Below are 14,310 nucleotides of genomic sequence, written 5' to 3'. Positions count from 1 at the left end.
CGAAGCGCTCATCCCTCGCGTTCGCGCTCATTTGTTCGCCCCCTGGTCGATCAACGGCAGCGTCCGCAGGGCCTGGAGCTCGAGCTCGTCGATCTGCTTGGCGCGGTGGGCGCCGAACTTCATGTTCTGGATCTTGTCGTGCAGCTTCACGATGGCGTCGATCAGCATCTCGGGCCGGGGCGGGCACCCCGGCAGGTAGATGTCGACCGGCACGACGTGGTCCACGCCCTGCACGATGGCGTAGTTGTTGAACATGCCGCCGCTGGACGCGCAGACGCCCATCGCGATGACCCACTTGGGCTCGGCCATCTGGTCGTAGATCTGGCGCAGCACCGGCGCCATCTTCTGCGACAACCGGCCGGCCACGATCATCAGGTCGGCCTGCCGCGGCGAGGCGGAGGCGCGCTCCATGCCGAAGCGCGCGAGATCGTGCTTGGAAGCGCCGGTCGCCATCAGCTCGATCGCGCAGCACGCCAGACCGAACGTCGCGGGCCACACCGAGTTCTTCCTGGCCCAGCCGGCCACCTGCTCGACCGTCGTCAGGATGAAGCCGCTCGGCAGTTTCTCTTCAAGACCCATGGCTAATCCCAATCAAGACCGCGGCGACGCCACACGTAGGCGTACGCCACGAGGACGGTGACGATGAACAGCACCATCTCGACCAGCCCGAACAGGCCGAGACTGTCGAACGTGACCGCCCACGGATAGAGGAAGATGATCTCGATGTCGAACACGATGAACAACATCGCCGTGATCATGTACTTGAGCGGGAAGCGCCCGCCGCCGACAGGCTGCGGGGTCGGCTCGATGCCGCATTCGTAGGCGTCCAGCTTGGCGCGGTTCCAGCGCTTCGGCCCCGTGAAGGGGGCGATGCTCACGGAGAACACGGCGAACCCCGCCGCGAGGACCGCGAGCACCAGGATGGGCACATACAGCTCCATGGCTACATGTCCTCGTTTGCTCGGTGGAAAAGGGTGTTCAATCTCATGCGGACGGAGCCACCTTGGACAGGGCGTTGATGATCCGGTCGGACGCGTCGCCTCGCGGGTCGGTGAGATTGCCGAGAAGTTTCAGCGCGAATCTCATCAGCCGCGGATGCGGCATGGCGTGCCGCGTTGCGAAGTTCATCACGCCGGGCCTGCCGATGGCCTCGACGAAGTACCGGCCCAGCGTGAAGTAGCCACCATAGGCGTCCTTGAGGATATGCGGGTAGGCCCGCAGTACCCGTTCCCTGCGGGCGGGAGTCGGCTGGGACAGAGCCGTCACCACGGCGTCGGCTGCGGTCCTGCCGGTCTCCATGGCGTACGCGATGCCCTCGCCGTTGAACGGGTTGATCGTGCCGCCCGCGTCTCCGACGAGCACCAACCCCCGGGTGTAGTGCGGCTGCCGGTTGAAGCCCATCGGCAGCGCCGCCCCCCGGATGGGGCCGGCCATGTTCTCCTCGTTGTACCCCCACTCGGCGGGCATGTTCTTCACCCAGCGTCTGAGCAGGTCGCGGTAGTCGATGTTCTTGAACGCGTCGTTGGTGTTGAGCAGCCCGAGGCCGACGTTCGAGGTGCCGTCCCCGACCCCGAAGATCCAGCCGTACCCGGGGAGGAGGCGGTCGCCGTCCCAGAGCTCCAGCCACGTCTCCAGGTAGTCGTCGTCGTGCCGCGGGCTGGTGAAGTAGGTCCGTACGGCGACGCCCATCGGGCGGTCCGGCCGCTTGTGCAGGCCCATCGCCAGCGAGAGCCGGGTCGAGTTGCCGTCGGCGGCCACGACCAGCCGGGACCGGAAGGCGACCTCCTCGCCGTCCTGCTTGGCGGTGACGCCGACGACGTGACCGCTGCGCTCGTCGAGGATCGGGCCGGTGACGTTGACGCCCTGCAGGAGGGTGACGCCGGCGCGCACCGCGTTGTCGGCCAGGATCTGGTCGAAGTCCTTGCGGGTGCGGACCAGGCCGAAGTCGGGGAAGCTCGACAGCTCGGGCCAGTCGAGCTCGAACCGGAGGCCGCCACCGACGACGCGCAGGCCCTTGTTCCTGATCCAGCCGGGGGCGTCGATGTCGACGCCCATCGCGATGAGCTCCTTGACCGCCCTCGGCGTGAGCCCGTCGCCGCACACCTTCTCGCGCGGGAAGCGGGTCTTCTCCAGGAGGAGGACGGTCAGACCGGCCTGGGCGAGGTAAAAGGCAGTCGTCGAGCCCGCGGGGCCGGCGCCGACGACGATGACGTCGGCGTCCCGTCCGCTTTCAGAGGCCGGCATCCGGTCGGACGCCGCCAATCTCGGCCGCGTAGGGGCTGACTCGCTCACGGGGGACCTGATTCCTGTCCTCGGACGAAGATCTCCACTGGATACGGGACCTTCGTGCCTTTGTGAACCACTTCACAAACTGTCGGCGGAAGTCTAACCCCTCTTACGCGTTCCATGTCAGAGGGGTACGACTACCTGTTGGTAACTTTAGGTTTGACCGCACGGTGCAGCGCCACGATGCCCAGGGACAGGTTGCGCCAGGCCACCTTGCTCCAGCCCGATTCCTGGATGATGCGCGCGAGCGCCGGCTGGTCGGGCCATTCCTGGATCGACTCCGCGAGGTACTCGTACGAGTCCGGGTTGGAGCTGACCGCCCGCGCGACCTGCGGAAGCAGCTTCATGAGGTACTGCGAGTAGACCAACTCGAAGGACTTGATCTGCGGCCGGGAGAACTCGCAGATGACCATGCGACCCCCCGGCCTGGTGACCCGCAGCAGCTCACGCAGCGCCTCGTGCGTATCGGCCATGTTGCGCAGCCCGAAGGAGATCGTGACCGCGTCGAACGCGCCGTCGGCGAAGGGCAGCCTGAGCGCGTCGCCCGCGACGAAGCTGACCCCGCGCACCCCGCCGCCCGACAACCCGGAGCCGCCGCGCCGCTCCACTCCCGTACGCAACATGCCGATGGAGAAGTCGCAGGCGATCGCGCGCGCGCCGAGCAGGGTGAAGGCGTCCGTCGAGGTGCCCGTACCGGCGGCGAGGTCCAGCACCAGCTCGCCCGGCCCCGCGTCGATCGCGGCGGCCGTGGCCTTACGCCAGAGCCGGTCCTGCCCGAGCGAGAGGACGTCGTTGACCAGGTCGTAGCGCCGGGCCGTGCGATCGAACATCGCGGCGACCTCGTGCGGCTGCTTGTCCAGCGAAGCGCGCGTCATGGACGCAAGCCTAGGCCGCGCGCCGGATGCTCTCTCCGCACCCGCTCGAAATGCGCGGAACGTAGCACATTGATTACGGAGGGTGTGCTAGAACTTCGGGAATGCTTGCCAGACGCTCCGCCGCTCTCCTCGTCGCGGCTCTCGCCGTACTCCCCGCCGGCACAGCCCAGGCCGGTGTCCGGCAACCTGGCGTGGTCTCGCAGAAGCCCGTCGCGAACACCCCCCACGTGCTCGACGGCATCGTGAACGCGATCGCGCTCGTGGGCGGCACGGTGGTGGTCGGCGGGGAGTTCAGCGCCGTCAGCGACGCCGGAAGCGACGAGCAGTTGCCACGGGAGAACCTCTTCGCCTACGACCTGCGCACCGGAAAGGTCCTTGCCGGATTCGCCCCCAGCTTCAGCGGTCCGGTCTACGCCCTGGCCTCCGGCGCGGACGGCACCGTCTACGTCGGCGGCTCCTTCGACTTCCCCGCGCGCGCGCTCGTACGGCTCAGCCTGACCGACGGCTCCGCCGTGACGTCCTTCGACGCACCCGCCTTCGGCGGCGACGTCGCCAGCCTGGTCCGCCAGGGCGACAAGATCTACGTCGGCGGCGACTTCATCCAGATCGGGAGCACGCCCCGCACGGCACTGGCCCGGATCGACGCCTCCACGGGGGCGGTGGACCCCGCGTTCACGATCACGCCGGGCGCTCCCCGGGGCGCCAGCACCAAGGTCTACGCCATGGCCGCCACCGGCGACCGGCTGGTCATCGACGGCTCGTTCACCTCGGTCGACGGACTGCGCAGGCCGCAGGTCGCGGTGATCGACCTGGTCAGGAACCGGGTGGCCGACTGGCGCACCGAGGTGTACGCGCCCTCCTGCATGGCGGTGTTCCCCTGGTACGTGCGGGGTCTGGACGTGTCCCCCGACGGCAGGTACTTCGTCGTAGTGACGACCGGCGGCCCGGCTCCCGGCACTCGCAAGCTCTGCGATTCGGCGGCCAGGTTCGAGATGTACTCACGCGGCGACGACATCCGCCCCACCTGGGTCAACCTGACCGGAGGCGACTCGCTCTACTCGGTCGCGGTGACCGGCGCGGCCGTCTATGTGGGCGGGCACCTGCGCTGGCTCAACAACCCGAAGGGTTCCGACACCGCCGGGCCTGGAGCGGTCCAGCGGACGGGCATCGGAGCGATCCATCCGACCACGGGCAAGGCGCTCAGCTGGAACCCCACGCGTACCCGAGGAATCGGAGTAAAGGCGTTCCTGACCACAAAGAGCGGTCTTTTGGTCGGAAGTGACACGACGAAGCTCGGGCATGAGTACCATGCCCGGATCGGCATGTTCCCGTTGCCCTAGTTTCCCGTCGGCCGGTCGCGTTTCTGCACGACCTGCTCGCTGACCGCGTCGCGCTGCTTGGACAGCAGCACGTAGCTGGCCAGGCCGCTGACCACGAAGGCCGCGATGAGCAGTAGGTACGTGCGCAGCCCGAGGAGATAGAGGACCGCGACGGCCACGGCGAACAGACCGAGGCGAGAGAGCGTGTAAACGACAACCGGACGCACACCGTCGAGGTTACGTCACGGAGCCGAGTGACTCTCTTCGCATCCCGCCCGAGCACTGCTAGTGTGCCCAAGTGGGCGCTTTTGTAAAGAAACACCCATGAGCACCCCAAAGAGGCTCTATCATATAACAATCGGGCACTGAGCCGATAACAACCCGTGATCTTCTACGAAAACCACGGATAAATCAGGCTTCGCTAGGCACACTGGTTACCTGTCCGCCCGCTGCAGGACGCGGGATGCGAGGGGGAGAGATTGTGGAGAGTAGCAGCGAGCGACTGCTGACCCCTGGAGAGGTTGCCGCCCTCTTCCGGGTCGACCCGAAGACCGTGACACGTTGGGCCGCGGCGGGACGAATCAGCAGCATCCGTACCCCCGGAGGGCACCGGCGGTTCCGAGAGTCGGAAGTGCACGCCCTCCTCCGTGGAGAGGATGTCCTGACGGCCGACCGGCCTAACGGCGACTCACCTCGGGTCTGATACACCGACCAGGTGATCCTGCGTGCCACCCGGATGCCGCAGGGTCACCCGCGTCAGTCGGTGCCGCTCACCCGGCCCTGACTTCCCCACGTCGTACCGCCACGCGGCCACCCGCGCTTCCGGCACGTCCTGCTCCTCCGCGTGGCGCCAGTACGACCTCGACCGCGACCTCAAACGACGGCGACTGCCACGGCCACGGTCTCAGACTCGACCCCACGACGCGGCGCACGGCGCGGCGACCTCAGCGCGGCTCTCCTGCGCCGCCCCCCTCGTCGTGTCCCGTTCCAACGACGCCGCCGGCCTCCCGGACCTCCGCGTCCGCCTTGAACGCCAGGAACTCCCGCTCCAGGTCGTCGTTCTCCTCGCGCCACCGGCGACGCCGCTCGGCGTCCTCCTCCTCGGTCACCGACTCGGCGAGCCACCGGTCGTAGTCCGGCTCCCCCGGGACGACGTCGACGTACGCGTTGCCGATCAGACGGCCGTCGTCGCTGGCCAGTGATTGCGGCACGCGCAGTGTCCCGTCAGTGAGCCGGATAACGTACATCCACGATCACCTAGATTCCGTAGCGCCTGTTGAAGAACAACATCACGTTCAGCGCCGCCCGCGTGTCACCGCCCAGCATGTCGACCAGGGCCGGGCGCTGCCGGGATGCGATCGCCGCGAACGCGTCAGCGAAGAACTCCTTGCGCCCCAGCCCTCCTGGCTGCCGGTGGAACGCGGAGGCGACCAGCGGGAAGCATTCCTCGTACAGCGCGGCGAACTCGGGCGAGTCGGAGACCCACTCTCCCGGATGCGCGTCGACGTCGTCCAGAGCATGGCCGACTTCGTGCATCATCACGTCCGGTGTCGGGGACGGACGGTCGCCCACCACGATCTTGCGGTCGCCGTACGCGCCGGCGCAGGCGTCCCAGGTCGCCCGGCCGGACGGCAGCGGGGCCCCGCGCAGATAACCCATGTCGTCCAGGTCGGGAACGCCGCCACGGCCCACGTAGATGCCGTCCAGCGTGGTGGCGAGCATCAGCTTGAGCCGCTCGGGGAGCCTGGCGAGGCTGTCCACGGCGCGTACGGCGTCCGCCGAGGGCGGCCCGTCCCCCGCGTCCCATTCGCGGTACAGGACGCGTTCCAGGGGCCCGCAGTGCCGCCGGCCGTCCCGCAGGTCCGGGGCGTCCGGCCGGTGCGGCCGCGCGCGGTTGGGCTGGTCGTCCAGCTCGAAGTCGCTCCAGGTGTACTGGGGGCGGTCCACGACCGGCGCGGTGACCGCGTGTATCCGCTCCACGCCCCGCTCCACGCCCCGCTCCACGGTCCGCTCCGGGGAACGTTCCGGTGCGTCCGTGGCGCGTGCCGGCGAGGCGTACGCACCGCGCTGCCACCAACGCGAGCCGCGCCTGTGGCGGCCCCTATCGCTCGGCTGCGCCATGGCCCCCACCCGTCGCCCTGCCGGTGAACGTGCCGGGAACGGCGGCTCGTGGCGCCCTTCCCACCTCGCGCCTCGGCGGGGTCCGTCCGCCTACGGTGCCCATGTGCTCACTCGTCCCTCGCTCTGGGCGGTGCCCACCGCCGCGCCGGGCCCGGCATGATCCGGGGGGCGCGGTACCGGTCCACCGTACGTTGCCCGTGCGCGCCCCGTCATCCCCCGGATCCCCTACGGCTACGCGCTTTCCGCGTGACACCAGGCCCGATCACGCGGCGGTATGGCTTACCGTGTGGGCATGCCTAGCGTGATTCTCGGCCTGGCGCTGCTGGCCTTCTGGCTCTACTGCCTGTTCGACGTGATCACGACGCCGGAAGGCGCGGTGCGCAACCTCCCCAAGCTGCTGTGGGTGCTGGTCGTGCTGTTCCTGGCGGCTGTCGGTGGCGTGTTCTGGCTGGCCCTCGGCCGTCCACGGAGCGGCGATGCCGTACTGGAGACGGCGGGGACACGGGAAGGACCGGACGAGCGGGAGGCATGGCAACGGCCCCCGCGGGCCGAGGCACCGCGAGGGCCGGACGACGACCCGGAGTTCCTGCGCGCGCTGGAGCGCCGCCTGCGGAACGAGGACTGACGGTCCCGGGCTCCGTGAGCCCGGGGACCTCGGGTTCCGGGCCCGCTCGGACCCGGACGCTCAGCTGTCTACTTGGGCACGTCCGCGTAGGAGTGCAGGCCGCTGAAGAAGATGTTGACGCCGACCAGGTTGAACAGCAGGCAGGCGAAGGCCACCAGCGAGACGATCATCGCCGCCTTGCCGCGCCATCCGGCGGTCGCCCGGGCGTGCAGGTAGGCCGCGTAGGCGATCCAGGTGATGAACGACCAGACCTCCTTGGGGTCCCAGCCCCAGTAGCGGCCCCAGGCGCGGTCCGCCCACAGGGCGCCCGCGATGACGGCGAACGTCCAGATGGGGAAGGCGATCACGATCGCGCGGTGGGCGATGCGGTCGAGCTGCTCCTTGGCCGGCAGCACCGACATCCGCCCGTCGTTGCGCACCAGGTAGAGGACGGCGCAGACCCCCGCGACCAGGAACAGCCCGCCCGCGATGATCGCGGCGGTGACGTGGATCGCGATCCAGTAGGAGTTCAGCGCGGGCATCACCGGCCCGGCTTGGACGTGCAGGAAGAGGACGGCGAAGCCGAGCCCGAGAGCGGCGGTCACCGTCACGAACGCGCCGAGGAAGCGGATGCGCTGCCGGGTGAGCAGGACGAGGAACGCGGTCACCGAGGCGAAGCACAGGGCCACGACGAACTCGTACATGTTGGCCCACGGCCAGCGGTCCACCGCGAAACCGCGGGTGAGGAGGCCGGCCAGGTTCGCCGCCCAGCCGAGCCAGGAGATGACGACCGCCACCGCCCCGGCCTTGACCGCCCAGCCGGCCGGCGCCACCGGCGTCGTACGGCTCTCACCCTCCGCGTCCGCGGCGGAGTCCGCGGCCGATCCGGCGACTGAGGAGTCGGATCCGGCGGCGCCGACGGTGACCAGCTCACGGGTCTTCACCGCGGCGGCCGTCCGCGACCTGCCGAAGGCCAGCTCCAGCGCATAGGCGATCATGGCGATGAGATACAGCAGGACGGTCACCAGGATGAGCTGGTCGCTCAATGTGGCGAGGCCCTCGTTGATCTGGGCGGGCGGCATCTTCTACTCCTCGGACGAGCGGTTGCTCGGCGAAACGGGTTCGCGGTCGATCGCGGTGGCGGCGTCCTCGGGCTGAGACGTCTCGGAGGGGGCTGCACCACGAAGCATCGTGACGATCTCGGCGAACTCCTCCGCGAAGCTCGCGCCGCCGCCCTCGGTGCGGGTCAATCCTCCCACCGTGACCTTCCGGTCCGTTATCCGCACCCACACCCGGCGGCGCCGTACGGTCAGGGACATCACCAGGCCGAGCACGGCCGCGGCGGCGGCGATCAAGGCGGGCACCCGGCCCGGATCATAGGCGGTCTGGAGGCTGATCCACTCCTTGACCCCGGTGAACTCGATCTTCCCGGCGCCGTCGGCGAGTTCGAGCGTGTCACCGACGTTGAGCGGCGTGGGCTGGGCGGACATCTTGCCGAGCGGCTTCAGGTTGTCCGTGTCGAGCTGGTACACCGACTGGGGCTGCCCGGACTTCAGCCCGAGGTCGCCGGAGAACGGGAATACCTGGACGGTCGGGTTGGCCGCGCCGGGGAAGACCGACACCCACGCGGCGCCGTTGGGCACGGTGGTCGGCAGGAAGCGGATCAGGAAGCCGAGCTGGTCGGGCAGGGCGTCCGGAACCTTGATGACGCACTCGGAGGTGTAGGTCGCCTGGTCGCTCGCCAGGCAGGCGACCGACCCCTCGTAGGCCGTGTGGCCCTTCCCGTCGGTGACCTTGAAGGTCGGGGCGTACCCGTGGCCGAGGAGGTAGGTCAGCGTGCCGTCCACGTCGAGCGGCTCGTTGACCTTGAGCTCGACCTCCCGCGAGGGCGAGGACGGCGAGTCCTGGACCGACAGCGTGGCCGAGTAGTCGAGCGGCTGGCCCCGCTTGTCCCCCGACGCGACGTACGTCGCCTGGAACTCCTTGAGCGTGAACGAGAACGGCTGGAGCGACTCGGCCGACACCCGCTGTCCCGGCATGAAGCGGTCGTAGGCCGCCACCGCGTTGGCGAACCCGTCGCCCTCGACGACGAGGACGTTGCCGCGGTAGCCGAACAGGCCGCCCGCCCCGACCGCGAACAGCAGCACGAGCAGCGAGACGTGGAACAGCAGGTTGCCCGTCTCGCGCAGGTAGCCCTTCTCGGCGGAGACCCAGTCGGTGCCGGTGACGACGCGGAACCGGTTGCGGCGCAGCTTCGCGGCGACCGACTCGACGGTCAGATCGCCCTCGAAGGCGGCGCTCTGCGGGAGCCGGTTCAGGTTGCGCGGAGCGGCCGGCGGCTTCTTGCGCAGTTCCTTGAAGTGGACGACCGCCCTCGGGAACACGCATCCGGCGAGCGAGAGGAACAGCAGGAGGTAGATGGCGGCGAACCAGGGCGACGTGAAGACGTCGAACATCCACAGCCGGTCCAGCCACTCGGCCTCGGTCGGGCTGTTCTTGAAGTACTGGGCGACCCGGCCGGGATCGACGCTCCGCTGCGGGTAGACCGACCCGGGAACCGAGCCGAGCGCGAACAGGAAGAGCAGGATCAGGGCGGTACGCATGGACGTGAGCGTCCGCCAGCCCCACCGCAGCCAGCCGACCACGCCGAGGCCCACCGGCCGCGCGGGCTCGCGCTGGTCCGGCAACTCCGGCCGCTCCGGCCGCTCCGGCCGCTCCGGCTGCTCCGGCTGCTCCGGCTGCTCGCTCACGCCGGATTCATCGTTTTTCATCGTCATTCAGATCACCGGCTCGAATCCGCCCACCCAGACCTGCAGGCCGGCGATGAGGTTCCCCCAGAGCCCGGTCACCAGCAGAACGCCGACGCCGACCAGCATCACGCCCCCGATCCGGGTGATCAGGCGGGAGTGGCGGCGTACCGCCTTGAACGCGTGGAGTGCCCTGCGGTAGGCCAGCCCGGCGAGCACGAAGGGCGCCCCCAGGCCCAGCGCGTACGCGAAGGCGAGCGCGGCACCGCGCGCGGCGCTGCCCTGGTCGACCGAGAGCGCGAGGACCACGGCGAGCGTGGGCCCGATGCACGGGGTCCAGCCGAGGCCGAAGACGACGCCGAGCAGCGGCGCGCCCGCGAGCCCGGCGGCTGGCACCTTGTGGATGCGCACGTCCCGCTGGAGCCCCGGGATCAGGCCGATGAAGGCCAGGCCGAGGACGATCGTGACGACCCCGAGCACCCGCGTGATCACATCGATGTTGCCGAAGAGGACGCCGCCGAGGCCACCGAAGAGCGCCCCGCCCAGCACGAAGACCGCGGCGAAACCGAGGACGAACAGGGCGCTGCCCAGCACCATCCGGCCCCGCCTGGGGTCGCCGCTCATGCCCGTGACGTAGGAGAGGTAGCCAGGAACCAGCGGCAACACGCAGGGCGAGAGGAAGGACACCACGCCGGCCGCGACCGCGATCGGCATCGCGACCAGCAGCGAGCCGGACGCGACGGTGGTGGCCAGATCAGCCGCGCTCATCGGTGACCTTGTCGATCGCGGCGAGGAGGTCGTTGTACTTCACCGCGCCCAGGGCGCGCGCCGCGATCCGGCCCTGGCCGTCGATGATCAGGGTGGACGGGATCGCCGCGGGCGGCACGGTGCCCTGGAAGGAGAGCAGCACCCGGCCGGCCTGGTCGAAGATGCTCGGGTATCCCGGCTGCAGCGAGCGGTCGAACGCCTGGGCCGAGGCCTTCTGGTCCTTGAAGTTGACGCCGAGGAACTGGACGCCCTTGTCCTTGGTCTTGGCCGCGATGTCCTTGAGCACGGGGCCCTCGGCCCGGCACGGAGCACACCAGGACGCCCAGAAGTTCAGCACGTAGACCGTGCCGGAACCGAGCTTCTGGGTCGCGCCGTCGAGGGTCGTGCCCTCGATCGCCGGCGCCTTGACGCGGCCTGCGGCGTCGAAGACCTGGACCTTGCCGTCCCCCGCGACGAAACGGGTGTCACCGGACTGCGGCTGGGACTGCTGCTGGTTCCCCGCGCAACCCGCGAGGGCTGTCACGGCCAGAGCGGTGCTCGCAGCGATCAGAGACAGACTCTTGGCGGACACGCGGGAGTATCTCCTATTACTACAACCGGTAGAGCTGTCACTCTACCCAGCGGGTACGGTGCTCCCGCCAACGGGTCAAGCTCCGGGAACGGGGTTGCCCCGCACCAGTGCGCCCGCGGGCTCGCTGTAGCCGATGCTGCTCAGCCTGTCGCCCTCGAACGTGAAGCTGGTGAGGCTGGCGAGGGAGCACTGACGGCGGCGCGGATCGTGCCACAGCCGGCGTCTCTCCGCCGCGAGCCGGACGATCCAGATGGGCAGCTGGTGGCTGACGAGCAGCGCCTCGTGCCCCCGCGCCTCCTCGCGCGCGTCGTCGATGGCCGCCTTCATCCGCAGGACCACATCGCCGTACGGCTCGCCCCAGGACGGGCGGAACGGGTTCACGAAGTGGCGGTAGGCCCGGACATCGCGGAACACTCCGTTGCCTCCGGCCACCCGCAACCCCTCGAAGACGTTGGACGCCTCGATCAGCCGCTCGTCGAGGGTGACCTCCAGGCCGAGGACGCCGGCCAGGGGGGCCGCGGTCTCCTGGGCGCGCTCCATCGGCGAGCTCCACAGGGTGACGATGTCGCGTCCGGCGACCGCCTTGGCGACGGTCTCGGCCATCAGCCGCCCGTTCTCCGACAGGTGGTAGCCGGGCAGCCTGCCGTACAGGACGCCTTCCGGATTGTGAACCTCGCCGTGGCGCAGCAGGTGGACGACGGTGGTCTCGGTCATGGCAGGTGAGCCTACCCGCCGGTCATGCGGCACACGCAGTGCGCAGCGCGTCGACGGCGGCCCTGATGGCGGGACGGCGCGCCGCGTCGGTGCGCCACAGCGCGTAGATGCGCCGCTGCAGCCGGGGCACCACGGGGATCGCGCGCACGCCCTCGGGCAACTGGCCGCGCCCGAGGCGGGGGATCAGCGCGTAGCCGTGGCCCGCCGCGACGAGCGCGAGCTGGGTGGGGTACTCGTCGGCCATGGCGACGATCCTGGGCTCCTTCTCCGCCGACCGGAGCAGGAACATCAGGAAGTCGTGGCAGACCGTGCCGGACGTGCCGCTGATCCAGCCCTCACCGGGGAGGTCGGCCAGCTCGATCTCCCGTTTGGTCGCCAGCGGGTGACCGGCGGGCATGACCACGTCCGCGACGTCGTCGAGCAGCGCCGCGCGCGACAACCCCTCGGGGATGGCCATCGGCCGGTTGAGCCAGTCCTGGACGAGGGCCAGGTCGATCTCGCCCCGGGACACCTCACGGATCTGCCGATCGGGCTCCCGCTCGTAGAGGACCACATCGAGATCGGGATGGTTCTTCTTGATCAGCAGCAGCGCCTGCGGCATGATCCCCCTGGCCGCGGTCGGGAAGGCGGCCATCACGAGCTTTCCGACCACGGTGCCGCGCAGCGCCTCGAAGTCGGCCTCGGCCGTCTCCACCAGGGCCAGGATCTTCTCCGCGTGGTCGGCGAGCAGCCCGGCCGCGTCGGTGAGCTTCACTCCGCGCCCGTTGCGCTCGACGAGGACCGCACCGGTCTCGCGTTCAAGCTTCGCCAACTGCTGGGAGATCGCCGACGGGGTCACCATCAGCGCCTCCGCGGCGGCCGCGACGGAACCGTAGACGGCCACCGCGTGCAGCGCCTTCAACCGGTTCAGGTCCAACATGTAAGCCAGTCTAAACGGTCGCGCTCGATGGAGCCCAATGTCACTGAACTGTCACCCCGGCCCTCCGGCGCCAGGGGCTACAGCGTCGCGGCGGCGGCCTTCGCGGCGAGCGGCAGCGCCTCGACGACGTGGTTGAGCGCCTCCTCGTCGTGGGCCGCGGACAGGAACCACGCCTCGAACGCCGACGGCGGAAGGTAGACCCCCTGGTCGAGCATCCCGTGGAAGAACGCGCGGTAGACCTCCGGGCTCTGCGCCTTCGCCGAGGCGAAGTCCTTGACCGGACCGTCGGTGAAGAAGATCGAGAACAGGTTGCCCGCGCGCTGCAGGCGGTGCGGCACCCCCTCGGCCACCAGCGCGTCGGACGCCGCCTGGCCGACGAGCAGGGCCGCTGCGTCCACCCGCTCGTACACACCGGCGTCGCAGGCCCTCAGCGTGGCCAGGCCGGCCGCGGAGGCCAGCGGGTTACCCGAGAGCGTCCCGGCCTGGTAGACCGGACCCTCCGGCGCGAGCAGCGCCATCACCTCGGCCCGGCCGCCGAAGGCCGCGGCCGGCATCCCGCCGCCCATGACCTTGCCGAACGTCATGAGATCCGCCTCGACGGGGTCGAGGCCGTACCAACCGGAGGCGGAGACCCGGAAACCGGTGAGCACCTCGTCGATGATCAGCAGCGCGCCGTTCTCCGTGCAGAGCTCGCGGAGGCGCTGGTTGAAGCCGGGCAGGGGCGGCACCACGCCCATGTTCGCCGGGCACGCCTCGGTGATGACACAGGCGATCTCGAACGTGCGGAAGGCCTCCTCGACCGCCTCGATCGAGTTGTACGGCAGGACGATCGTGTCGGCGGCGGACGCGCCGGTCACTCCGGGGGTGTCCGGCAGACCGAACGTCACCAGCCCGGACCCGGCCGAGGCGAGCAGCGCGTCCACATGCCCGTGGTAGCAACCGGCGAACTTGACCACCTTCGCCCGGCCGGTGAAGCCGCGCGCGAGCCGTACCGCCGACATGGTGGCCTCGGTGCCGGAGCTGACCAGCCGGACCTTCTCCACGGGGGCCACGCGGGAGACGATCTCCTCGGCCAGCAGGACCTCGCCCTCGGTGGCGGTCCCGAACGACAGACCGTGGGCCAGCGCGCCCTCGACGGCCTCGATCACGGCCGGATGGCGATGCCCGAGGATCATCGGCCCCCAGGAGCACACCAGATCGACGTAGCGGTTGCCGTCCACGTCCGTGATGTACGGCCCCTGGCCCGAGGCCATGAACCTGGGCACTCCCCCGACCGCGCCGAACGCGCGCACCGGGGAGTTGACGCCACCGGGCACGATGCGCCGCGCCCGCTCGAACAGTTCCGCTGACTTCTCCGTACGGCTCACGCCTTCCAGCCTACGGGCG

General features: G+C 69.8%; 17 protein-coding genes. 3 read left to right on the top strand and 14 right to left on the bottom strand.

Annotation, left to right across the window (positions count from 1 at the left end; all coding sequences use genetic code 11):
• Positions 1 to 27 precede the first annotated feature (27 nt).
• From IMZ11_RS13700 to IMZ11_RS13685, 4 genes are all read right to left on the bottom strand, one after another.
• Positions 28 to 579, bottom strand: a complete 552-nt coding sequence (locus tag IMZ11_RS13700; RefSeq protein ID WP_061253852.1) for an NADH-quinone oxidoreductase subunit B family protein — start codon at positions 577 to 579, stop codon at positions 28 to 30.
• A gap of 2 nt (positions 580 to 581) precedes the next feature.
• Positions 582 to 941 (bottom strand): NADH-quinone oxidoreductase subunit A, encoded by a 360-nt coding sequence (locus IMZ11_RS13695; protein WP_228641348.1) that lies wholly within the window; start codon positions 939 to 941, stop codon positions 582 to 584.
• A gap of 43 nt (positions 942 to 984) precedes the next feature.
• Positions 985 to 2,292, bottom strand: a complete 1,308-nt coding sequence (locus IMZ11_RS13690; RefSeq protein ID WP_374462267.1) for a geranylgeranyl reductase family protein — start codon at positions 2,290 to 2,292, stop codon at positions 985 to 987.
• A gap of 131 nt (positions 2,293 to 2,423) precedes the next feature.
• Complete coding sequence (locus IMZ11_RS13685; RefSeq protein ID WP_061253854.1) at positions 2,424 to 3,161, bottom strand: demethylmenaquinone methyltransferase; 738 nt, start codon at positions 3,159 to 3,161, stop codon at positions 2,424 to 2,426.
• A gap of 101 nt (positions 3,162 to 3,262) precedes the next feature.
• Here IMZ11_RS13685 and IMZ11_RS13680 point away from each other — a divergent pair, with 101 nt between their 5' ends.
• Positions 3,263 to 4,501 (top strand): delta-60 repeat domain-containing protein, encoded by a 1,239-nt coding sequence (locus IMZ11_RS13680; protein WP_228641343.1) that lies wholly within the window; start codon positions 3,263 to 3,265, stop codon positions 4,499 to 4,501.
• Here IMZ11_RS13680 and IMZ11_RS13675 read toward each other — a convergent pair.
• Positions 4,498 to 4,707, bottom strand: coding sequence for a DUF4229 domain-containing protein (locus IMZ11_RS13675; protein WP_061253856.1), 210 nt, complete (start codon positions 4,705 to 4,707; stop codon positions 4,498 to 4,500). The genes IMZ11_RS13680 and IMZ11_RS13675 overlap by 4 nt on opposite strands.
• A gap of 236 nt (positions 4,708 to 4,943) precedes the next feature.
• On the opposite strand from IMZ11_RS13675, the gene IMZ11_RS13670 reads away from it, so the two are divergent.
• Positions 4,944 to 5,183: a BldC family transcriptional regulator gene (locus IMZ11_RS13670; RefSeq protein ID WP_082776639.1), complete on the top strand. Its 240-nt coding sequence runs from the start codon at positions 4,944 to 4,946 to the stop codon at positions 5,181 to 5,183.
• Between the two features lie 241 nt (positions 5,184 to 5,424).
• On the opposite strand, the gene IMZ11_RS13665 is transcribed toward IMZ11_RS13670, so the two are convergent.
• Together IMZ11_RS13665 and IMZ11_RS13660 are read right to left on the bottom strand one after the other, a co-directional pair.
• Entirely contained in the window at positions 5,425 to 5,727 is a 303-nt protein-coding gene (locus IMZ11_RS13665) for a hypothetical protein (protein ID WP_228641341.1), read from the bottom strand.
• A gap of 10 nt (positions 5,728 to 5,737) precedes the next feature.
• Complete coding sequence (locus IMZ11_RS13660) at positions 5,738 to 6,484, bottom strand: hypothetical protein (RefSeq protein ID WP_228641339.1); 747 nt, start codon at positions 6,482 to 6,484, stop codon at positions 5,738 to 5,740.
• A 409-nt stretch (positions 6,485 to 6,893) separates the two neighbouring features.
• Between IMZ11_RS13660 and IMZ11_RS13655 the strand changes: the two genes are divergently transcribed.
• On the top strand, positions 6,894 to 7,226 hold the full coding sequence (locus IMZ11_RS13655) for a PLDc N-terminal domain-containing protein (RefSeq protein WP_228641337.1): 333 nt from the start codon (positions 6,894 to 6,896) through the stop codon (positions 7,224 to 7,226).
• Between the two features lie 68 nt (positions 7,227 to 7,294).
• On the opposite strand, the gene ccsB is transcribed toward IMZ11_RS13655, so the two are convergent.
• The 7 genes from ccsB to hemL form a co-directional block, all read right to left on the bottom strand.
• Positions 7,295 to 8,287, bottom strand: a complete 993-nt coding sequence (gene ccsB / locus IMZ11_RS13650) for a c-type cytochrome biogenesis protein CcsB (RefSeq protein ID WP_228641335.1) — start codon at positions 8,285 to 8,287, stop codon at positions 7,295 to 7,297.
• Positions 8,288 to 8,290: 3 nt separating this feature from the next.
• Complete coding sequence (locus IMZ11_RS13645; RefSeq protein WP_228641333.1) at positions 8,291 to 9,955, bottom strand: cytochrome c biogenesis protein ResB; 1,665 nt, start codon at positions 9,953 to 9,955, stop codon at positions 8,291 to 8,293.
• Between the two features lie 27 nt (positions 9,956 to 9,982).
• Positions 9,983 to 10,720, bottom strand: coding sequence for a cytochrome c biogenesis CcdA family protein (locus IMZ11_RS13640; RefSeq protein WP_228641332.1), 738 nt, complete (start codon positions 10,718 to 10,720; stop codon positions 9,983 to 9,985).
• Positions 10,707 to 11,291: a TlpA disulfide reductase family protein gene (locus tag IMZ11_RS13635; RefSeq protein ID WP_228641330.1), complete on the bottom strand. Its 585-nt coding sequence runs from the start codon at positions 11,289 to 11,291 to the stop codon at positions 10,707 to 10,709. The genes IMZ11_RS13640 and IMZ11_RS13635 overlap by 14 nt, the downstream gene beginning before the upstream one ends.
• 75 nt (positions 11,292 to 11,366) lie before the next feature.
• Positions 11,367 to 12,005, bottom strand: coding sequence for a histidine phosphatase family protein (locus tag IMZ11_RS13630; protein WP_061253860.1), 639 nt, complete (start codon positions 12,003 to 12,005; stop codon positions 11,367 to 11,369).
• A gap of 22 nt (positions 12,006 to 12,027) precedes the next feature.
• Positions 12,028 to 12,924: a LysR family transcriptional regulator gene (locus IMZ11_RS13625; RefSeq protein WP_228641328.1), complete on the bottom strand. Its 897-nt coding sequence runs from the start codon at positions 12,922 to 12,924 to the stop codon at positions 12,028 to 12,030.
• A gap of 77 nt (positions 12,925 to 13,001) precedes the next feature.
• Entirely contained in the window at positions 13,002 to 14,291 is a 1,290-nt protein-coding gene (hemL, locus tag IMZ11_RS13620) for a glutamate-1-semialdehyde 2,1-aminomutase (protein ID WP_228641326.1), read from the bottom strand.
• Positions 14,292 to 14,310: the final 19 nt, after the last annotated feature.

The organism is Microtetraspora sp. AC03309 (genome assembly GCF_020826795.1).
Lineage (GTDB): Bacteria > Actinomycetota > Actinomycetes > Streptosporangiales > Streptosporangiaceae > Microtetraspora > Microtetraspora glauca.
The sequence above is the reverse complement of the archived record's forward strand: the minus strand, read 5'-3'. Positions and strand labels throughout refer to the sequence as shown.